Annotated in this window: 17 protein-coding genes; 8 read left to right on the top strand and 9 right to left on the bottom strand. The window is 57.4% G+C overall.

Features of this window, described 5'->3' with window-relative positions; genetic code table 11:
• Window position 1: 1 nt before the first annotated feature.
• The 3 genes from UH5x_RS01680 to UH5x_RS01670 all read left to right on the top strand — a co-directional run bounded on the left by UH5x_RS01680 (window position 2) and on the right by UH5x_RS01670 (window position 5,418).
• A complete protein-coding gene (locus UH5x_RS01680; protein ID WP_482634490.1) occupies window positions 2-2,170 on the top strand; it encodes an efflux RND transporter periplasmic adaptor subunit in 2,169 nt (722 codons plus the stop codon).
• A complete protein-coding gene (locus tag UH5x_RS01675) occupies window positions 2,167-4,482 on the top strand; it encodes an HlyD family secretion protein (protein WP_482634489.1) in 2,316 nt (771 codons plus the stop codon). The genes UH5x_RS01680 and UH5x_RS01675 overlap by 4 nt, the downstream gene beginning before the upstream one ends.
• Window positions 4,483-4,641: 159 nt before the next feature.
• On the top strand, window positions 4,642-5,418 hold the full coding sequence (locus UH5x_RS01670) for a methylamine utilization protein (RefSeq protein ID WP_482634488.1): 777 nt from the start codon (window positions 4,642-4,644) through the stop codon (window positions 5,416-5,418).
• A gap of 336 nt (window positions 5,419-5,754) precedes the next feature.
• Here the strand turns inward: UH5x_RS01670 and UH5x_RS01665 are convergent, their stop codons facing one another.
• Window positions 5,755-6,573 carry a 7-carboxy-7-deazaguanine synthase QueE gene (locus UH5x_RS01665; protein WP_482634487.1) on the bottom strand — a complete coding sequence of 273 codons (819 nt, stop codon included), beginning with the start codon at window positions 6,571-6,573 and terminating at the stop codon, window positions 5,755-5,757.
• Between UH5x_RS01665 and queF the strand changes: the two genes are divergently transcribed.
• Together queF and UH5x_RS01655 are read left to right on the top strand one after the other, a co-directional pair.
• Window positions 6,563-6,928 carry a preQ(1) synthase gene (gene queF, locus UH5x_RS01660; protein ID WP_047816234.1) on the top strand — a complete coding sequence of 122 codons (366 nt, stop codon included), beginning with the start codon at window positions 6,563-6,565 and terminating at the stop codon, window positions 6,926-6,928. The two genes, UH5x_RS01665 and queF, sit on opposite strands and share 11 nt — an antisense overlap.
• Before the next feature lie 90 nt (window positions 6,929-7,018).
• Entirely contained in the window at window positions 7,019-8,026 is a 1,008-nt protein-coding gene (locus UH5x_RS01655; protein WP_047816235.1) for a sugar phosphate isomerase/epimerase family protein, read from the top strand.
• Between the two features lie 164 nt (window positions 8,027-8,190).
• Here UH5x_RS01655 and glgB read toward each other — a convergent pair whose 3' ends face one another.
• Both glgB and UH5x_RS01645 read right to left on the bottom strand, forming a co-directional pair.
• On the bottom strand, window positions 8,191-10,401 hold the full coding sequence (gene glgB / locus UH5x_RS01650; protein ID WP_482634486.1) for a 1,4-alpha-glucan branching protein GlgB: 2,211 nt from the start codon (window positions 10,399-10,401) through the stop codon (window positions 8,191-8,193).
• Between the two features lie 61 nt (window positions 10,402-10,462).
• Window positions 10,463-11,185 carry a ribonuclease H family protein gene (locus tag UH5x_RS01645; protein ID WP_482634485.1) on the bottom strand — a complete coding sequence of 241 codons (723 nt, stop codon included), beginning with the start codon at window positions 11,183-11,185 and terminating at the stop codon, window positions 10,463-10,465.
• A gap of 585 nt (window positions 11,186-11,770) precedes the next feature.
• Here UH5x_RS01645 and UH5x_RS01640 point away from each other — a divergent pair.
• Entirely contained in the window at window positions 11,771-11,983 is a 213-nt protein-coding gene (locus tag UH5x_RS01640; RefSeq protein WP_482634484.1) for a hypothetical protein, read from the top strand.
• A 122-nt stretch (window positions 11,984-12,105) separates the two neighbouring features.
• Here the strand turns inward: UH5x_RS01640 and UH5x_RS01635 are convergent, their stop codons facing one another.
• The 3 genes from UH5x_RS01635 to gap all read right to left on the bottom strand — a co-directional run bounded on the left by UH5x_RS01635 (window position 12,106) and on the right by gap (window position 15,415).
• Entirely contained in the window at window positions 12,106-12,996 is an 891-nt protein-coding gene (locus UH5x_RS01635) for a type III pantothenate kinase (RefSeq protein WP_047816239.1), read from the bottom strand.
• A gap of 16 nt (window positions 12,997-13,012) precedes the next feature.
• Window positions 13,013-14,236 (bottom strand): GTPase ObgE, encoded by a 1,224-nt coding sequence (gene obgE / locus UH5x_RS01630; RefSeq protein WP_047816240.1) that lies wholly within the window; start codon window positions 14,234-14,236, stop codon window positions 13,013-13,015.
• Between the two features lie 150 nt (window positions 14,237-14,386).
• Complete coding sequence (gene gap / locus UH5x_RS01625) at window positions 14,387-15,415, bottom strand: type I glyceraldehyde-3-phosphate dehydrogenase (protein WP_482634483.1); 1,029 nt, start codon at window positions 15,413-15,415, stop codon at window positions 14,387-14,389.
• Window positions 15,416-15,564: 149 nt separating this feature from the next.
• On the opposite strand from gap, the gene UH5x_RS01620 reads away from it, so the two are divergent.
• Window positions 15,565-16,557 (top strand): class I SAM-dependent methyltransferase, encoded by a 993-nt coding sequence (locus UH5x_RS01620; RefSeq protein WP_482634482.1) that lies wholly within the window; start codon window positions 15,565-15,567, stop codon window positions 16,555-16,557.
• On the opposite strand, the gene UH5x_RS01615 is transcribed toward UH5x_RS01620, so the two are convergent.
• The 3 genes from UH5x_RS01615 to UH5x_RS01605 form a co-directional block, all read right to left on the bottom strand.
• Window positions 16,554-17,216, bottom strand: a complete 663-nt coding sequence (locus UH5x_RS01615) for a PEP-CTERM sorting domain-containing protein (RefSeq protein ID WP_047816243.1) — start codon at window positions 17,214-17,216, stop codon at window positions 16,554-16,556. The genes UH5x_RS01620 and UH5x_RS01615 overlap by 4 nt on opposite strands.
• 234 nt (window positions 17,217-17,450) lie before the next feature.
• Window positions 17,451-18,140 (bottom strand): response regulator transcription factor, encoded by a 690-nt coding sequence (locus UH5x_RS01610; RefSeq protein ID WP_047816244.1) that lies wholly within the window; start codon window positions 18,138-18,140, stop codon window positions 17,451-17,453.
• Window positions 18,141-18,353: 213 nt separating this feature from the next.
• Window positions 18,354-19,130 (bottom strand): TatD family hydrolase, encoded by a 777-nt coding sequence (locus tag UH5x_RS01605; RefSeq protein WP_482634481.1) that lies wholly within the window; start codon window positions 19,128-19,130, stop codon window positions 18,354-18,356.
• A gap of 432 nt (window positions 19,131-19,562) precedes the next feature.
• Between UH5x_RS01605 and UH5x_RS01600 the strand changes: the two genes are divergently transcribed.
• Window positions 19,563-21,482 (top strand): sulfatase family protein, encoded by a 1,920-nt coding sequence (locus tag UH5x_RS01600; RefSeq protein WP_482636102.1) that lies wholly within the window; start codon window positions 19,563-19,565, stop codon window positions 21,480-21,482.
• Window positions 21,483-21,573 lie beyond the last annotated feature (91 nt).

The following is a 21,573-nucleotide window of genomic DNA, read 5'->3' as shown; positions in this document are numbered from 1 at the left end:
CATGAATCGTCCCGATGCCCCTGCCGCTGCTTCCGCCCCGACGGGTCAATCCGCTGCGGGGACGGTCTCGCCACAACAAATGGTCAAGCAGATCGCGAAAGAATCTCGCGATCAAGCGGATTTCCTGCACCGGTTCACGCTCCACCTGGCCGAGACTTTTTCGGCGGCAGTCGTGGCCGTTCAGGACGCGTCGTTCCCACAACCTCGGATGTTGGTTCGCAATGAGTCCGTGGCCGCGGGACTGGACCGAGCCCAGTTGCGAACGCAGATCGAGGCGGTTTCGCCATCGGTGGCTTCGTTCCCAATCGCACTGAATCACTCCACCGGCGATCGGTCCCAAAACAACGCTGGCCCAACCCCTGAAGGACCAAGAACCACAACCGCGTTGGGCGTGGAGATTTTCCCGGCTCCGTCCTTCGCGAAAATGGTGATCATCCAAGCATCGGAGCTGCCCGCCGGCGATGTATTGTTGGCAATGAAGTCACTCGGAGATTTTGCCACCGCGGCTCGGAAGACGATGGGAACCGCGGATGAGGACATCGCGGATGCTGACACCAAGAAACCACGTCCAAACGCCCAAGCCTTGTCCGTCGCTGCTGCCGAACCGCCGTCGCTCGTGAACGCTTTCGATTGCTCCCGCGGCATTCGCTCTGCGCTACGAGCCTTTCATGCCGACTTGGATCCGACCGCGACCGCCTACCGAATCGCGTCGGAGTTGCCTCGATTGCTGCCGTGCGAACGCGCGGTCGTCTTGCTATCGAAAAACCCAACCGCTCGCAGGCCTCGATTTCGAGTCGCGGCGATCAGTGGTTCGTCAGTGATCGACCGGCGATCGCCGCTGGTTCGCTCGATGAACCAATTGGCGGACGCCGTTTCGGTTCTAAAGCGACCCTTGATTCTGCCTCCTTCGGCAAACTCGGATGCGACGGATCCAGCTGCGTTGTCACCTCAGTTGGTTCCGCCGCTGGAAACGTACTTGGACGAGTCCGGTGTGTTGTCGGTGGCGTTGATCCCATTGTTCGAATCCCTCGACGACACCTTGGCCGCTGCCGGTGTTGCTTCGCCCAAGGAGTCGGACGAGGACGCTCGTGAAAAACAACGCCGCGGATCGATGCCGGTCGCCATGTTGATGCTGGAAACTTTCTCAGGTGAACCGCCGGCGTCGATCACTCCAGCAATGTTGGAAGTGGCCGAGGAATCCTCCACCGCGATCACCAACGCGATGCGCTACGACAGCGTGTTCGCACTGCCTGTCCGACGTCCGGCCGCGGCGGCGACTCGCCGGGCAACCCGGCACTGGATCTTGGCAATCGGGATATTGGTCGCCGGCGGATTGCTGGCAGGGTGGTTCATTCACGTCGATCATCATGTCGTCGCGACGGGAGTGGCTCGCCCGGCGGTTCGCCAAGCCATCTTCGCGGGAATCGACGGCGTCGTCGATGAATTGCAGGTGCAAGATGGCGACGTGGTGCAGCAAGGCGACGTGCTGTTGACACTCGACAATGCGGAATTGACTCGCGAAGCCGAGGCATTGTCAGGACAACTCGCGACCGCCACCCAAAAATTGAGTTCGATCCGGGCGATGTTGTTGGCCGCGACCGCCGACGCTCATGATTCCGCCCAAAGCATGCTGGAACAACAAACGCTCGAAAACCAAATTGATTCGCTGAACAAGCGGCTGGCGATCAACCGCCAGATGAAGGCGATGCTGTCCATCGTCGCTCCGTTTGACGGGCAGGTCGTCGGCTGGCGATTGAACGAACGATTGAGCGACCGGCCGGTGTCTCGAGGCGATCGTTTGTTCGCCTTGGTTCAACACGATGGTCCGTGGGAGTTAGAACTGAAGCTCGAAGAAACACGTGCTGGCGAAGTGATCGACCGACATGCCGCCGGAGAGGCGTTGCCAGTTCGATTTGCGATTGAAACTCGCCCAACCGAAACGTTTCGAGCGAACGTGTCGGAGATCGGCGGGGTCGCTCGCAAACGCGCCGATGGACGCAACGTCGTGGACATCATCGCTGGGATCGACCAGGTTCCCGAGGACGGTTTTCGCGGTGATGCGGAGGTCACCGCAAAGATTATTGGTGGACGCCGCCGGTATCTGGCCAGTGCGTTCGACGACGTGGTCGCTTGGTTCCATCGCAACGTGCTGTTTCGGTTTCGAACATGAACGCGGGCGTCACCTCATCGACTCAGCGTCCGTTGGGCGTGCACCACAAAGTCGGTTTGAAAGCGGTGCGGGTCTCGCATCGACATACCGGTTGGGTCGTCGTTCACGATGCAATCGCAGGCAAGTATCACCGGCTTCGCGAAGACGAATACTTCTTGCTGACGTTGCTGGACGGGCAATGCAGCCTGGATGAGTTGCGAGATCACTACCAGGATCGGTATCCCAACCGCCGAGTCCGATCGAACCAGATCAACGCGTTGCTGTTTCGATTCCATGAGAGCGGGCTGACGACCAGCCTCGCGGCGATGCAAGGCGATCCGTTGCTCGCGCGGGCCGACAATGATCGCCGCCAAAAACGATGGGCAGCGGCTTCACAGTGGTTGTTCATGCGGTTTCCCGGAATCGATCCCGCACCCGTCATGCGTGTGTTGATGCCGATCGTGCGTCCGCTGCTGACTCCGTTTGGTTTGGTCACCCTGTTCGCACTGGTGGTCTCCGCGGCGATGATGATGTTGGTTCATCGAGCACGTTATCTCGCGGAACTTCCCGCGTCGCACGAATGGTTGACGATGCAGAATGCGTTGATCCTGGCGGGCGTGATCGCAGCGACCAAGATCGCTCATGAGCTCGGTCACGCCGTGGTGTCAGAGCGATTCGGTGCGAAGTGTCGATCGATCGGGCCAATGCTTCTGGTCTTCACTCCGGCGCTCTACTGCGACACCAGCGGATCATGGATGATCCCCAGTCGTCTGCGTCGCGCAGCGGTCGCCATGGCTGGCATTGCCACCGAAGTTGTGATCGCATCCATCGCGGCCTGGGTTTGGCTGCGTACACCGGCGGGTTTGACGCACACGATTGCCTCGCACGTGATGGTGGTTTGCGGGATCAGCACGATCGTCTTCAACGCCAATCCATTGCTGCGGTACGATGGTTATTATTTGCTGTCCGACATGACCGACATGCCCAATTTGGCTCAACGAGCCCAGCGGCGATGGGGGAGGTTCTTAGCAAATTTCTTTCTCGGGGTGCCATCTGAGGAACACAACGAAGCCGCGGACCAGTCACCTTGGTTGTTGGTCTATGCCGTCGCATCGCTCGCTTACCGCTGGATCTTGATGGCCACGATCATTGGGTTCATCTGGATTTCGTTGCGTCCCTACGGATTGGAAATCATTGGTCAATTGCTCGCTCTGTTTGCAGCGACCTCCATGCTGTGGGCAGGGTGGATGCCGCTGCGTCGTTTTTGGAGAAATCCCGTGAACCGCCGAAAGATGCGTCCTCGCCGAGCGTTTGGATGGTGCGTGCTGTTTGCCGTGCTCGGATACGCCGGCACGATTCCGTTGCCACGTCACGTCCACTCTGCCGTTCGTTTCTTGCCCCAGCACGAAGCCCGCGTGCACCTCACGTCACCAGGTGTCCTGAGCCAAATCCTTGTTGAACCCGGACAAAGAGTGTCTCGCGGCGATTTGTTGGCCGAACTCACCAACCCGGAAATTGAACTGGAAGTTTTGGATGCCGAAAGCGATGTCGCCGAACAAACGATGAGACTAGAAGGGCTCCGTGCTTCGCAAACATTGGTGCCGGAGGCCAGCACGCAATTGCCCGCCGCAAAAGCATTGCTGGATGAAATGCAGGACCGCTTGGCCGCAGCAAAACGCCGGCATCAGTCACTGACGATCACCGCTCCCTGCGACGGAATCGTGATGGTGGCTCAAAGCAATCCCCAATCTACGTCGGAATCATCACTCGACGCGGACGCCAATCCGCTGGACCTCGGTCCGGGGTTCAACCCCGCGGTGGATCGGGCGGCGGTGCGTTTGGCGTCCTGGTCGGAATATCCCACTGCGAAGGAAAACAGAGGCTGCTTGTTGGAAGCAGGCACCGAATTGCTCAGCATTGCGGCCTGTGACGAATCTGCCGAATCGCTCGAACCATCTGTTGGCACACCGGTTCCTTGGCGAGCCGAAGCGGTCGTGCAATCCATCCAGCGACAACGACTCAAACTCGGCGACCAAGCCTGGTTGATTCACGACGCTTCACCAACCCAAATCCTTCGCGGACGTGTCGTTCAAATTTCGGACGAGACGTACGACGCGCGAACGGACGCTCCTCGACGAGACCACCAGCGGGCGGACCAAGCGACTCGGGCCCCAGAAACAAGCTACGTCGTGGCGGTTTCAATCGAGGATCGCGACACAGCCCCCTCCAAATGCGTCGTCGGAGCCTCCGGCAGGGTCAAATTCGCGGTTTCTCCCGCCTCATTTTGGCAAAGAATTCGCGAACTTTTTTCCAGTTCATTTCGTTTCCGATAATCGATGTATCTTCCTCTCATTGCTGGACTTTGGTTGTCGAAATGATACAATGGGTGGTCCCGCCTTTCTGATGATGGCATCCAGCGATAGGCTTGGCAAAATGCGTGGCCATGTCATCACCCACCCGCACTGAACGATCGTTCTTCTAGGAGAAACCTCTTGAATATTCGTCCCTTGATTGCCAGCACCGCGGCTGCGTGTGCGTTGACCGCATCGATGGCCATGGCTGACACCGGAACGTTGAAAATGCGTTTCGTGTTGGATACGGACAACGCTCCCAAATTGGATCTGATCGATCCGAACAAGGACGTTGATTTTTGTGGCAAACACGACATCCCCAACGAAAAACTGATCGTTGATCCCGCCTCCAAGGGAATCAAGAACGTCTTGGTCTACGTTTACACCGGTCGTGGTGGAACGAAGCTGGATGACGTTCCTGCGAAGAACGAAACTCACGAACTGGCCAACGACGAATGCCGTTTCCAGCCTCACTATGTGATCGCCCAAACCGGTGACACGCTGAAAATCACCAACCCCGATCCCGTTGGCCACAACGCGAACCTGAACTTCTTTGCCAACAAGGCAGAGAACTTGATGATTCCCGCAGGGGCAGAAAAAGAGGTTGCTCTCGAAAAGCCCGAACCGGCAGCGATTCCAGTCGAGTGCAACATTCACCCGTGGATGAAGGCTTACGTCGTCGTCCTGGAACACCCTTACGCTGCTGTCAGCGGTGAAGATGGCACACTGACCATCGAAGGCATCCCAACCGGCGAAGTCATGTTCCGTGTCTCACATGAAGCCGGAAAAATCGACGAAGTCAAAATCGGTGGTTCAAAGGAATCATGGCGTCGCAGCCGCTTCGAGCTGGAAATCCAACCCGGCATGAACGACCTGGGTGACGTCCTGGTCCCCGGCGATGCGTTGTCAGCTGACTGATCGAACGCCCACTCGTTCGCTCCAACCCAACGCTCGGCGTCGTCTTCAAAAACGACGCCGAGTTTTTTTGTGCGCGGATCACCAGTCGCGGAGCGACGAAAGCCGTCAGCCTTGGGTTTCAACCCAAGGTCACCAACGCCCCAACACGATCACCGAGTCGCGGAGCGACGACATCTGGGATCAACTGTCGCCACTCCGCAGCTTGCCCTTTTTTCGAGGACTGTCCCCAGACCTCGGGTTGAAACCCGAGGCTGGCAACTGCCACCGCTCCGCGGTTGGATTCACCGACGCATCCGGCAAACCATTCCCGTTGAAAATCCACCAGTCGCGGGTCACTCAGGTTCCGCGACGGTTTCCGTACCAACGGATTTGCATGCGGTCGCAGTACCGATAGCCACGTGATTCCGCCATCGGTTCCAACCAAGGCCGGGCGGCGTCGAGTTGCTCGACGGAGATTCCCTGCGGCATCAACCACACCAGGTCTGCGTCCACACCGAGCTGGCCGACCACTTCGTCAATCTCCGCCAGTTCTTCCGCGGAGTCCACGACGAACTTCACTTGGGTCGCGTCCGCCGACCGAATCAGCTGCTTCATCGTGTCAATCGGCAACCGTCGTTCGCTGTGCAACTTTGCCCAGCGAGGGTGTTCTTTCTCATCCGGGGTGCTGGCCCGCAGCTTGGGGCTCAGCGACAACAAATCGCATCGCACGCCGGGGGCGACTGTGCCGGCGGTCTCGATGGTGACGTGATTTCCAGCCGCTCGAAGTCGATCCGTCAGACCCACGATTCCTTTCGCGATCAGCGGCTCGCCGCCCGTCAGCACAACGTGATTCGCCTCCGAATCGGCGACCAGATTCAGCAATGACTCGATTGTCTGAGGGGTGCCTTCGGGTTTCCAGGACGCGTAGGGCGTGTCGCAGAACCAGCACCGCAGATTGCAACCGCTGGTCCGAATGAAAACGCTGTTCGTGCCGGTCAATTGGCCTTCGCCTTGCCGACTGACAAAGGTTTCTGAAATCAACAGCGTGGACGGACGAGCGCGCGGATCCCCGGGGGTTTCCGCCGAGTCCTCAGCGGGTAAAACATCGACTGATTGATCGACCGATTTCAAACGACACCGCGTTTCTAGAAGTGAACCAAACCACGTGAGCGACACAGCCTCTTTCCGAGAAACTCTCGAAGTTTTTGACAACCCCGCCCCGACGAGAAATTTCACGATCGAGCATCACTGCCCGGAATTCACGTCGGTCTGCCCCAAAACGGGACAACCCGATTACGGAACAATCGTGTTCACGTACGTTCCTGACCAAGTCTGCGTGGAGCTCAAGAGCCTGAAAATGTACTTGCAGAAATTCCGTAACGAAGGAATTTTCTACGAGCAAGTCACCAACCGAATTCTGGACGACTTTGTCGCCGTCGTCCAGCCTCGCAAAGTCACGGTGGAAAGCAAGTGGACGCCTCGCGGTGGCCTGAACAGCAATATCATCGTGAACTACCCCGACGAAGCCTGATCCTGAAACTCAGGCCTGAACCGAATCTCAAGCCTGATTTGGTTCATGGCTCGGTCCTTCCCCCGTCTTCCCCCCAACCCCTCCTGCGATATGTCCTCTGTCATTCTGTCTGGTTTCGCTGACGAATCCGCCTTCTCAAAAAAGGCCAACGAACAGTTCGCCGCGCTCGCTGCAATCGGACTGCAGCACTACTCAATCCGCTTCGTCGATGTCGGCAACGGCATCAAGAACGTGATGATGCTGGAACCAGCCGAAATTGAAACGCTCCGTGAGTTGCACAAAGAGTACGGGATGTCGGTCAGCAGCATCGGCTCGCCCATCGGCAAAGTGAAGTTGCTGGACGTCGAAGACGGCACGTCGAACAAGTTCATCCCGTTTGAAAAGTACCTCGCCGAAGACGTGCAAATCGCTTGCGATCGCGCCGAAGCCTTCGACTGCAAACTGCTTCGCGGTTTCGCGTTTTACCACCCCAAGGGAACCGCACCGGAAGATCACATCGATCAAGTCTCCGATCAACTTGGTCAAATCGCGGAAGCCTGCGACAAACGCGGCCTGACGTTTGGTTTGGAAGTCGAAGCCAACCTGGTCGGACAAACGGGCGACTTGCTGGCTGCAATCGCCGCCAAGGTCAACAACCCGGCGCTCGTCACGATCTTCGACGGTGCCAACATGGTGATGCAAGGACTGAGCTCCGATCAGGTCTACGCCCAATACGAAGCGATGAAGCCATCGTTGGGTTGGTTGCACATCAAGGACTACAAAGACCCATCGCTGAACGGCCGCGTTGAGCATGTGGATGAAGAATCGGCCAGCCACTTTGTGCCGGCGGACCAAGGCGACAGCGCTCACGAGCGAATCTTCGAAGATCTGAAGACGTTCCTGCCAACGCTTGCCGACCGGATGTCACGTCGGGGCGTCAAAGGCATCTACCTGGACCTCGAACCGCACGTTCGTGGCGGAGGCCAATTCGGCGGCTTCAGCGGTCCCGATGGATTCGGCATCGCCGCTCGCGGGTTGTGCCGCGTGCTCGACAAAGTCGGCATCGACTATCACCTGCGAACGTTCGAAGACCTGGAAGCTGCCAAGGCCCAGGGCTGAGCCATGACCGACGACAAAGTCTTCGTCGTCCCAAAAGTCGCCACCCAACCCACGTAGAACGGGCACTCTTGCCCGTCTTCTCTTGGCGTGATCATCCCGAACGTCGGCCAAGAGTGGCCGACCGACGTCTATGGTCTCAGCCTGCCGATTGGCCGATCGCCGGCTTACGATTCCAATCGTAGAATCGTCGTGCCCAGTGGTGGCAGCGTGACTTCGATGCTGTCCGGTCGAGCTTGGTACTCCACCCCGGTGGATTGACACCCGGGGTAATTGCCCAGATTCGATCCGCCGTACGCTTCACCATCGCTGTTGAAAATCTCTTTCCAGAATCCCTTGAATGGCACACCCACGCGATAATTCGGACGTGGGACGGGGGTGAAGTTGTTGCAAACCAAGATCGGTGCGTCGCCTTCGTTGCCCTTTCTCAGGTAGACCAACACGCTGTCTTCCGCGTTTTGAGCATCAACCCATTCGAAGCCTTCGTCGGTGAAGTCGTGGTAGTGCAGAGCCGGATTCTCGATCACGATCTTGTTCAAGTCCGACACCAACTGCTGGACCCCGCGGTGCGTGTCGAAGTCCAACAATTCCCACTGAGGTCCGTCGTCCTCGTTCCACTCGGTCCATTGAGCGATTTCGCCGCCCATGAACAACAACTTCTTGCCAGGGTGCGTCCACATGTAACTGTACAACAGTCGCAAGTTCGCGAACTTCTGCCACATGTCACCCGGCATCTGGCTGATCAACGAACCTTTGCCGTGAACCACTTCATCGTGCGATAGTGGCAACGTGAAGTTTTCGGTGAAGGCGTAGATCAAGCTGAACGTGAGCTCGTTCTGGTGGAACTTACGGTGGATGGGTTCGTTCCGCATGTAGCTCAACGTGTCATTCATCCAACCCATGTTCCACTTGTAGGTGAAACCGAGTCCGCCATCGTAGGTCGGACGTGAGACACCGGGCCACGCCGTCGACTCTTCCGCCGCGGTGACAACGCCGGGATAGTTCTCATGCACAGCGACATTGAAGTCACGCAAGAAGTCAATCGCTTCCAAGTTTTCGCGACCACCATAACGGTTGGGAATCCACTCACCGGCTTCGCGGCTGTAATCCAAGTACAACATGGATGCGACCGCGTCGACTCGCAGTCCATCAATGTGATACTTGTCCAACCAGAACAACGCATTGGCGATCAAGAAGTTCTTCACTTCGTTGCGACCGAAGTTGAAGATCATCGTGCCCCAATCGGGATGTTCCCCCTGCCGCGGATCCGAATGCTCATACAAAGCCGAGCCATCGAACTGGCGGAGCCCGTGATCGTCTTTCGGGAAGTGAGCTGGGACCCAATCGATCAACACGCCGATCCCGTTTTGGTGCATATGATCGACGAAGAACATGAAGTCCTCGGGCGATCCGTGACGACTGGTCGGCGCGAAATACCCAACGCTTTGATATCCCCATGATCCGGTGAAGGGGTGCTCGCTGATCGGCATCAATTCCACGTGGGTGAAATTCATGCGGCGGCAGTAGTCCACCAAGCGTTTTGCCAGATCACGATAGTCCAACCAACCGTGCGTTCGGCCAGGACCTTTTTGCCAACTGCCCAAGTGGACTTCGTAGACATTCATCGGAGCGTGCATGGGGTCGACTTCTGACCGCTGTTGCAACCAATCCGTGTCATTCCAGCTGTAGGTGCTGATATCCGTGATGATGTTGGCAGTCAGCGGTGGCAACTCAGCGGCAAATGCCCAGGGGTCGCATTTGTCCATCCAGTGACCTTGCTCGGTCTGGACGCGGAATTTGTACTTCTGACCGACCGTCGCGCCGGGCAAGAACAATTCCCACATGCCAGTCGACTCGACCGGCTGCGCCACGTGGCTGCGGCCGTCCCAGCCATTGAAATCGCCGACCACTTGTACCGAGCGAGCGTTGGGCGCCCAGACGGCGAAGTTCACGCCTTTGACGCCTTCGACTTCGCGAAGTTGCGCGCCCAGGCACTCGTACAGTTGATGGTGGCGGCCTTCACCGATCAGGTAGCGATCCAAATCACTGAAGATGCTGGGAACGGTGTAGGGAGAAGTCGTCTTCATTTCTTTGCCGGTCTTGTCGATCATTTGCAGTCTGGACGTGGAGGGCTTGGAGATGGGCTCATCGCAGATCGCTTCGAAGAATCCGCCGGGATGCAGCCGTCGCATGGGACGCCGCAAACCGCTTGCCGAATCGATCAGCCACACGGACTCGGCATTGGGTTCCAACACGCGAACGGACGTGGCTTCTCTTCCCAGATAGTTGACAGGGTGACGGCCCAACAAACTACCCGGGTTCGCCACACTGCCATCAACGAGTGACTGAATGGTCGATAGTGAAAGCTGCGAATTCATGGCTGAACTACGAATGAATTGATTGAAAATGTGGTCAAAAAAGTAAGAAATACGCCGGAAATCAGGACGTTTTGATCGGATTGGAACGCTGAATCCCGCGAGCCGAAACTGCGGTGCTCAGCAACCAGTCCCGCAGCCGATCGTTGGCTGTCGGAACCACTTGATTGGATTTCGGAGCCGGTGGCCCCGCGTGAGGCTGGTCGATTCGCGACCAGGGGTCATTCAGTTTGGTGGATGCACGAGCAGTCAACTCATCGACATCCGCTGCGGGGATCGCGCCATCCGGCGTGACCTGATCTGGCTTTCGACTGACCAACCGGGACGTCACCAAACAGGCTTGGACCTCGTGGATTCCCAACGCGTGGTCGACGCGTCGCCACAGGTCGGCGTGCTGGACTTCGACCCGGCGGCCAAAGTGATCCCACACGAAATCGCTGCGTCGCCATCTCGGCAACGAATCGGTGAGCGAACGAATCAAATATCGGTTGTGACTGAGCAAGGTGATGCCAGAGGGACCGTCCATCGCTTCCAGGCCCCGAACCGCCGCCAACAATGACAAACGATTCAGATCACCAAACTCTCGATCTTCGGCTTCCATCACGGGTCGTCCGTCGGAAGTCTCGATCACAAATTGCCAACGGCCATCGGACAGCGACGTGCTGTCGGCCGAGACAACCAGCAAAAACGATCCGCGAGGTTTCGCGGGTGCGGGGTTGAAATCGGGATCGCCAAATTCGGACGTCATCGACGCGAATTCTTCGAGTGATTGCAAAGGATCCATCATGGTTGGGTTCGCCAGTGAGTTCGACGTGCTTTCAATGCGTGGGTTGCGATCGGTCTGGCGGCGGCCCCTTGGGTCTCGCCCGGATCCTTGGACGAGAGGGCCGCCGCATCGCTACACGCATCGATTGCTAGGGAGGGGAAAGCAAAGAGACGCGATCCATCGGTGCCAATCTCCAGGGGGTGCTCGTGTCGGCTATCAAATGTTGCTGCGATTTCAGCTTGCCGAAACTTCGAGGCAACCGCCTGGCGACAGAGAGTGCTTTCGTCGCCGCAGGCCTCCCCAGAAAAGCTTTCCTGCTCAAAAAGGTTTGCGCGATTTAACAAGGGATCGTGCAACCGTTGAAGTCAGCGCAACCGGCACGCATCGCCAGTCACAAAGCGATGGATGCAACCAAGTCATGGCGTGACGACAGCTGGAAACGCGTTCCGAGCAACTGTCGCCGCTCCGCGGCTTGTCCGTTTCACGTTTGCCGATCAAGACCTCGGGTTGAAAACCCGAGGCTGACAATTGTCACCGCTCCGCGGTTGGATTCGCCGACGCTGCACGCCCAGACAGTCAGGTCAAAACCCACGGCTTGAAACCACCGTGCATTTCTCCTCGGCGGAAGGTTTGAAGGCCTTCCACAACCAGTCGCGGAGCGACGAAATCCGACAGCCTTGGGTTTCAACCCAAGGCCATCCAACGCCCCAGCGTGTTCACCAAGTCGCGGAGCGACGACAGCTGGAAACGCGTTCCGAACAACTGTCGCCGCTTCGCGGCTTGTCCGTTTCAGGTTTGCCGATCAAGACCTCGGGTTGAAACCCGAGGCTGACAACTGTCACCGCTCCGCGGTTGGATTCGCCGACGCGGCGCACCCGACCATTCGCGGCGCGATTCAGCCAGCACGGGCAACACGAGGCGGGCGTCGTTGGGACGCCCGTCTACTCGTTTGGCCGCAGCAGATCCAGCAGAGCCTGGGCGACCAAATGCGGTTCTTCCACCGCTTGGTAATTCGCAGGCAAAGCGTCCACCAAGCATCCCGCGTCGCCACCGGTCACCACCAAGGTCGCTGCACCGCCGTAGATTCGAAGCAATCGCTCCACGGCACCCGCAACGGACGAGAGCACGCCCAGTCGCATTGCCGCGACCGTGTCTCGGCCTGGTCCCTCAGGCATCTCGCGACAACGATGGGAGGCCCAATCAAGTTTGGGCAGTGCGTCCGTTCCGGCCGCCAAAGCTGCGGTCTGCATTTCCAAACCAGGCAAGATCGCTCCGCCACAGAACACGCCTTCTGCCGACACGAAATCCACTGTCACGGTGGTGCCTGCATCGACGATGATGACGGGAGCCGCATGACGTCGGAAAGCAGCCTCCGCTCCCAACAATCGGTCGATTCCAACTCGATCGGGATAGTTCACGTCGATGGTCATGGAGACATCTTGGTGGGTCACAAAACGCACCCGAATGCACTCGTAAAACGCGTCATCCAAAGCGGTTACCAAAGGCTCGGCGGACCCTCGGTTCACGCTTGCAACACGCACGTCGTAGCAAACCGACTCACAGTCGCTTGATTTGCATTCCGCCAGTTGTTTCCCAAGCGTTCGCAAGTGCTCGACACATTGCGTGATCCACTCAGGATCTCGCAACGAGATCGATCGCAACTGCGGTCCGCGATCCCTGTTCACGCCAGCGTTTTCGCCGGTGGATGCTCCCTCGGTGACCACCTTGATCGCGGTGTTTCCGATATCAATTCCAACTCGCACCATCACGACATCGCACTGCGATTCGCTTGGAAGCGTGGGTTCATTCGAAGAGGACGGTTCGTCTGTCATGTTCCTGCCGACGAGCTCAAGAAGGGCGGTCGCGACGTTCACCGGGGACAACCTTCCCGGTGTCGGACAACGTGGACGCACCCTGAATGTCCTGGGCTCGAATTTCGTCGGACAAGCACTCCGTGGCAGCGGCCTTGTGAGGCGGAACGCGACGTTCCTTTTTCGGTGTCGCCGGTGCATCGTCTTGGCGGATCAGCGTGGGGGTGATCCCAGCTTCCCTCATTTCTTCCCGACGCTTGCTGACCCGGACCATGATTTCGCCGACCAATTCCTTCAGTCCGACATCGGTCGCAGCACTGATCGAACGCAGTTCACGAGAATGATTGGCTGGATTCTCGTTGAAGTATGCCTGAAGCTGCTCGCGGACTTCACCGTCAGGATCGAGTTCGCACTTGGTCATCACCACCAATTCATCACGGTCGGCGAGCGACTCATCGTAATGATGCAGTTCCTCTCGAATTGCGACGTAGTTTTGAATGGGATCGCTTCCATCAACCGGCGCCGGTTCGATCAGGTGAACCAGCAACCCGGCGCGTTCGACGTGTCGCAGGAACTCGTGCCCCAAGCCGATGCCCTCACTGGCTCCTTCGATCAACCCGGGAATGTCCGCCAGCACAAACGATCGTTCTGTGTCGACATCGACGATGCCGAGGTTGGGATACTTGGTCGTAAACGGGTAATCCGCGATTTCTGGACGAGCACTGCTGATGCGTGAAAGCAGCGTGCTTTTGCCAGCGTTGGGTTTTCCGATCAGCCCCACGTCGGCGATCGATTTCAGCTCCATGATCACGTGCCGCACTTCGCCGGGCTCGCCCAGCTCGCGAATTCGCGGCGCCTGGTTCTGCGCCGTTTTGAAGCGAGCGTTCCCGAAGCCACCTTTGCCGCCGCGACAGATCACGAACTCCTCCCCGATTTGGGTCAGATCCTTGATCACAAAACCGTCTTTGGCGTCGATGATGCTGGTTCCACAGGGCACGTACAACCGCATTTCACGGCCTTTTCGTCCGTGTCGCAGGGCGCCCATCCCAAAGCCCCCCTTTTCGGCCCGAAAGAACTTGCGATTGGCAAACTGGGCCAACGAGTTCACTCCCAGACGAGCTTCCAGGATGATGCTGGCCCCTCGTCCGCCGTTGCCGCCATCCGGGCCGCCTTTGGGGACGTACTTTTCCTTGCGAAAGCTCATGCAGCCATCGCCACCCTTGCCGGCCAGGAACTCAACTTCAACGCGATCAAAAAACATTTGGAAAGCTTCTAGCTATTGGCTCCTAGCGTTTCGCTAGCAGCCGTAAAATGAAAACGGACGCGGTGATTGTATCACCACGTCCGAGGAATTCGCTCAAAAAGCTTCGCGCGATTCGCTAGAAGCTAGTGGCAATCGCCAAAGGCGATCTTAGAGCATTTTGCCGAGTTTGCTGCACAGGTCAGCGGTACGGCTGGAGTAGCCCCATTCGTTGTCGTACCAAGACACGACTTTGACCATCTTGCCCTTGTCGCCGAGGACTTGGGTGAAGTCCGAGGCGAAGATGCTGCTGTGTGGGTCGTGCACAATGTCGCTGCTGACGATCGGGTCGACAGCGTAGAACAGAATGCCCTTCATCGGGCCTTCTGCAGCGGTTTGAATCGCCAGGTTGATGTCTTCCTTGGTGACTTCCTTGCTCAGGTTGACGGTCAAGTCGACCACGCTGCCCGTTGGCACTGGAACTCGCATCGCGATGCCAGTCAGCTTGCCTTGCAGTTCAGGAATCACCAATCCAACGGCTTTGGCAGCACCGGTGCTGGTTGGGATGATGTTCACAGCGGCAGCGCGAGCACGATACAGGTCAGCGTGTGGCTGGTCCTGGACGTTTTGATCGTTCGTGTACGCGTGAACGGTCGTCATCAGGCCCGATTCGATTCCGAACGAATCATTCAGGACCTTGGCAACGGGAGCCAAGCAGTTGGTCGTGCAGGAAGCGTTGCTGACGCAGTTCAACTCGGCGGTGAGCTTGTCGTCGTTGACGCCCAACACGCAGGTCAGGTCAGCACCGTCTTTGGCAGGTGCGGACAACACAACCTTCTTTGCACCAGCAGCCAAGTGGCTGTCGTAGCCAGGCTTGTCGGCGGTCGAACGTGCGGTGAAGAAGCCGGTCGACTCGATGGCGATGTCGACGTTGTGGTCTTTCCAAGGCAAGTTGCGTGGGTCACGCTCGGCCAAAGCCACAATTTTCTTGCCGTTGACGGTCAACGAGGTGTCGTCGTACTCGACGGTGCCGTCGAAACGACCGTGGATGCTGTCGTACTTCAACAACATTGCCAAGGTGCGATTGTCGGTCAAATCGTTGATCGCGACCACTTCGAACTCGTCGCTTCGCTCCATCAGGTTGCGAAAAGTCAAACGTCCGATTCGGCCAAAGCCGTTGATTGCTACTTTAATAGCCACTGATTTCGTATTCCTGTCTCGTGGAACAAAGATGGAGAGAAGCGGCGGGCGAAACAGTCACCCAGTCCGCTGCGGGGCGCGGATTATAAGTTTGTGAGCCCAATTTGAAACAGCCCCCGAATCGCTCCCTTGACCTCGAACCAACCACGATGACCGATCTTCGGCCCGAAAATCCCGCCTCACCTGCCGAGTCCCCGCGACGGGATCGAGGCGAAACATCGGCAAGAATTGAACAATCCCAATGGCGACGCCCGGCCGGCGTCGCGGCTGGAACCTGGCGATACGTGCAACAAGGGTCCATCGCGAGCCACTACGATGCCTTTGTGGCAGACACTCCGCTCTGCACGTTGGACCAGACAATCCTGCACCAAGTGTTCCAATCGATTGATTTGGCCCGGGTGCCAGCGGGACCAGCCAAGGGGGTGCCCCATCCGTCGCAGCGAAAACTTTTTTCTGCATCCGAGGATTGGGTGCTCGATTTGGGCTGCGGAACCGGGCGAGCGGCCACCGAACTGTCACGTCTCGGCAGGAACGTGCTCGCGATTGACCTCTCTCAGCCCATGCTCGACCATGTCCGGGAGCGAGCGAAACGAGCCCAGGCGGAATCAACCGACCAACCGACTGGAACAATCGTTCCCCTGCGAGCCAACTTGGTCCAGCTCGATTGCCTGGCCGACAATTCAGCCGCGGGAGCAGTCTGCCTGTTCAGCACCCTGGGCATGATCCAAGGCCGAGCGAATCGACGAGCGGTCCTGTGTCATGCATCGAGGATTGTCCGCCCCGGCGGCAAGTTCTTGCTGCACGTCCACAACCGCTACGCGTCGCTCGCTCAATCGGGCGGCAAACGTCTGCTCGCCAAGAGCTGGCTGCAATCAATCACCAGCCGCGAACATGAATTTGGCGACGCCACGTATGCCTACCGAGGCCTGCCCGACATGTTCCTGCACCGCTATTCGCGACGAGAACTGGTCGCGGATCTCAAAAGCAGCGGCTGGCAGATCAGCCACCTCCACCGACTGTCGCTCGACGGATCCGCAATGATCGAAGACGGCCCCACAAGCCAATTGCAAATCGCAGGGGGCTACTTGGTGGAGGCAACAACAAATTTTAACAGCGGAATGCTTGCGAAAGTGAACTGCTAAGCAACGGCGTTCTCAAAACGCTTGCGTCGGACACGACGAACTCCTGCAACGCCCAATCCAACTCCGAGAAAAGCCAGAGTCGTTGGCTCCGGAACTGCACTGACTTCGAGCGTCACGTTATCAAACTGGTAGAATGGAGTGTCGAATCCCCAAGTAATCGAGTTAATGCCAACAAAATCGGTTCCAAAGTTGATCGTCTGGAACTCGTCGTCATCCACGCTCACTGAATAGTTATCGCTAAAACTACCACCTCCCGCAAAAGAGCCATGAAAGTTCACAGTCAGAGTGGCCGGGTTTAAAACGCTATCTTTGAATTTACCAATATCAATGGATGCCAAACGAAACTCGCCTCCATCCAGCTTGGTCAACGTGAAATCGGACCCAGGATTGTCTGAGTGCAACGCTGCCCCTGACCCAAGGATGTAATCAGGATGGTTGGAACCATAAATTTGCATCGCCTGGAACGTCGGCAAGTTATCAGGATTCGATATCAAGAAGCCTGAGTTCGAGTATGTGTTGCCAACCACTTCCGCTTCGCTGCTACTCGATGCCAAGTCATTGAAATCAAGCACGACGGTGACTGCCGCGACCGCTCTTTGCTCAAAAGCAAATCCGAGCAACAAAACTGCCACGTAAAAAGTGCGATAAAAACGAATCATCGTGCCAAACTGCCTTGCTAATCGTAAGCGATGCCTCCAATCGACTGGCTAATCAACTTCCTCTAATGCCAGTTAACGGAGGTATGCTACACAACAAGCAGGGGGTAAGGAACCGGCTCTTCGGTTTTTTGAAGAAATTCTGGGGCAATAGGTAATTTACGCCAGATCCCTCAATTGCCACCTGGACGGCTCTCTCGGTGCCGTCTCAAGTCGGAATTCGTACGGAGAATCGTCCTATTCCTCCCGAAATCGATACCCGATCCCGCGAACCGTTTCCACCAGATCGGCGTGTTCGTTCATTTTTTTGCGGAGGGCTCGGACGTGGACATCGATGGTTCGCTCCAGCACCATCGTGTCTTCGCCCAGGGCCGCGTCGACCAGTTCGCTGCGGTCGAATGCTCGGCCAGGCTGACGGATCAGCGTGTCCAGCAACCGGAATTCGCTCTTGGTCAGCTTGACCGCTTCTCCCTCGATCGTGGCGACAAAACGCCGGCGATCAACCGTCACACCGCAACGCGAAACCGCGTCGGCGTCTTCCAGACTGGGTTCGCGACGCCGCAAAAGTGCCTTGATTCGCTGCAGCAGGACTTTGTAGCTCTCGACTGGTTTGACAACGTAATCATCCGCTCCGACCGCGAATCCGACGACTTGGTCGGATTCTTCCCCCAAGGCACTGAGCATCAAAATCAGCGTGTCCTTGGTCGTTGCATCGGATCGCAACTGCTTGCAGACTTCCACGCCGCTCAGGATGGGCAGGTCAACGTCCAACACAACGACATCGGGCAGATACAGCTTCGCTTGATTGAGAGCCTCTCGACCGTCCGCCGCTCGATAGACTTCGTAACCGGCCCGCTTGAGCTGGTACTCGAGCGTTTCCACCAGCGGCCGATAATCTTCAACGATGAGAACTTTGGTTTTTGACATTCGTCCGCAGGCTGCGTTTTGAGAGGAGATTCATATCTTCCGATCCGCGAGTAGTTTCGTTGAAGATGTGAAGTTTGGCACCACCCACAAACCGCCGTTTCGCGGAAGGTTTGATGAAGATCTCGTTCGGAAAGACAGATTCAATGGGTTCGGCACACAAAATCAATCCGTAGCGGCTCGTTCCCCACACTTTACCGAACGACGACAATCGATTCACGCGAGCTGAAAAAATCGCTTGGCGTTCTCCGTCGTCGCGGCCGCCAGTTTCGCAGTCGGGACGTTTCTGGCATCCGCCAAGCAACGCAGCACGTGTTCGACTCGAGCGGGCTCGTTTGGCCGTTTGCCCCGCAGCGGTTCGGGCGACAAATACGGTGAATCGGTCTCGATCAGCAGTCGATCCTCAGGCACTCGTTTGGCGACTTCGCGAAGATCGTCGCTCTTTTTGAAAGTCACCATGCCAGCGAAACTGATCATCAATCCCATGTCCAGGCAACGCTCGGCCAGTTCCCAATCACCAGTGAACGAATGCATCACGGCGGCAGGAAGTTTTGTCTGCCGAGCCAATTGTTCCGCGATCAGTTCGCCGCTTTCACGCATGTGGATGACCATCGGCAGGTTGGTTCGACAAGCCAGATCGATGTGTTGGTCAAAGGCCGCCTGTTGCTGCTCAATCGGTGTGTCGTCCCAGTAACAATCCAGCCCGGTTTCGCCGATCCCGCGAACTCCTGGAGCCGTCGCGAGCTTTTCAATTTCAGCGAAATCGCCCGCGGACGACTCTGCGACCGAGTTGGGTTGGATTCCGACAACAGCATGAATCATCTCGGGGAACTCGGCTGCCAACTCAACCGCTCGGTGGCTGGTCGCCAGATCGATTCCGATCACGCCAATGCCAACCACGCCGGCCTGACGAGCACGCTCGACCACTTCGGCGACGTTGTCGTTGAAATCCTTGGAATTCAAATGAGCGTGAGTGTCGAACAGGGGATTCATTCAGGTCTCGGATGGATCGATGGCAGAGGACGGGTTGGCAAACAGACGTGCCAGTCATTCTGTTTCATTTCGCGAAGCTGGGTAGCACCCTCGAGCTCAGATCCCGGACTTCCAGATCCCCAAAATGCTGCCGTTTGAAGATCGGCACCCCATGGAGATGGTCGATCAATCGCTCCGTCGCTGAGAACCTGGACTGGCTGGAGAAATTCTGATTGTGATTCAGATCATTCCGGTGCAACGCTTTGTTCAGCCTGGGGCACAGCATTTCGGACCATGAGCGGGTACGAATCCGCCGAACGGCGATTCGAAACTGATACATTGGGGGGCATCCGGTCGCAATCGATGCTCGAACGTCTCCCTCGTTCACGCCGTCCCCAACAACGCCGTCCATCCAGATCGGTCCCGCCCATGTTCCCAAAGGTCTTCCCCAAGATGTTTCCATCGACGTTCCGTGCCATCACTTGCTCGATGGCGATCCTCTGCGTCGCTCCGGTGGTCGCGCAAGACCAACCTGCGGCAACGAATCCCAACGTTTCCGCTCGACCGAACATCGTTTGGATCATGTCGGAGGACAATTCCAAACACTACCTGAAACACTTTGACGAAACCGGCGTGGAGACACCCGCAATCGAGGCCATGGCCGCACATGGCGTGACGTTCGATCGAGCCTTCAGCAACGCTCCGGTTTGTTCCACCGCACGAACGACCTTGATCACCGGTTGCTATGGGCCTCGGATTGGGACTCAGTTCCATCGACGCACCGAACCAGCCACACTGCCGCAAGGCGTGGAAATGTTCCCGGCTTGGTTGCGGCAATCGGGCTACTACACCACCAATAGTTCCAAAGAGGACTACAACGCGAAAAAGCGTTTGCAGCCGTGGGATGATTCCTCGCGAAAGGCGTCTTGGAAAAACCGTCCCTCCGACGACACACCGTTCTTCCACGTCGTCACGTTTGCTGATTCACACGAAGGCAGGCTGCACTTCGACGTCGACGCATTGCAAAAGCCAACCAAGTTCGACCAAGAAACCGTTTCGCTGCAGCCGTACTTTCCCGACACGCAAGTCTTCCGGCACACCGCCGCGTTCTATCGCGATCGGATGAGCATCATCGATGAGAAAGTCGCGAGCGTGGTCGCTCAATTGGAACAAGCTGGCGAGCTGGAAAACACGTTCGTGTTTTACTTCGGTGACCACGGCGGCGTGCTGCCTCGTGGGAAAGGCTACATCTATGAATCAGGCCTGCACGTGCCATTGGTCGTTCGCATTCCCGACAACTACCGCCGCCTGGTCGATCGCGAGATCGGATCTCGCACCAAGGGGTTCGTGTCGTTCATTGACTTTGCTCCCACTGTGCTGAGTCTCGCGGGCGTGCCGCTGGACAAGGCTGGTCCAATCGATGGCAAAGCTTTCCTCGGGCAAAAAATCGACGCGGCTGAAGTTGACTCGCGAGACACCACGTTTGGCTACGCCGACCGGATGGACGAAAAGTATGATCTGGTACGCTCGATCCGCGTGGGCGACTGGAAACTGATCCGCTCCTTTGAATCCTTCCAACCCGACGCGATGTGGGCGGACTACCGCTACAAGATGCTGGCGTATCAACAGTGGCGAGACCGATATCACACGGGCAAACTCAACAACGTTCAAAGCCAGTTTTTCAAACCGCGTCCACCCGAGTTGCTGTTCAACTTGGCGGACGATCCGCATGAAGTGAATAACTTGGCCGGAGATCCCCTGCACGGCGATCGGCTGACCGAATTGCGAATGAAGCTGAACGCGCACCTGAAGCAAACCAACGACCTGGGCTTCTTGACTGAAGCCGGCATGCTGAAAATCCTGGACGCACCGGTTGCCAACGGAAAGCGATTGTCGCAAGAGATTGCCAGCTACATCGACACCGCCAACATCGCGGTCATGCCCTGGGATCAAGCCAGCAAAGCGTTGCTGTCCGCTATCAACAGCGGCGACATGCTCCAGCGATACTGGGCCCTGGTCGCGGCCAGTTCCATCGCGGCATCGAACCGCTCTGCCAATCTGGACATGGCCGCGGACGACACGTTCCTCAAATTGTTGCGCCGCCGAACCTTGGATCCAGAACCGTTGGTTGCCTCCCGAGCCGCACAACTCGCCGCGATTCTTCAAACGGAAGACCCGCGTCCCGTCTTTCAACGCACGCTGCAGCTCAGCCAATCGCCTACGGAAGCGCTGCAAATTTTCAACATGGTGCGGCACGTCCACGCCTTGCCGGGCACGCCCTATCCGATGGGTTCGAAAATGTTCCGATTGCCTTTTCAACCCGATCCCAAAGGTTTGATTCAACAGCACCTCGATCACTTGGACCAGCCTTAGCGATCACAGCTGATCCACCAAGCTCTCGTTCGATGACGCCAATCATTCCACACAAGCAATGAATGACGTCATTTCGACGTTTTTCCGGCCA

Source organism: Rhodopirellula sp. UH5, assembly GCF_056839225.1.
This window is presented reverse-complemented; position numbering and strand designations above follow the sequence as displayed.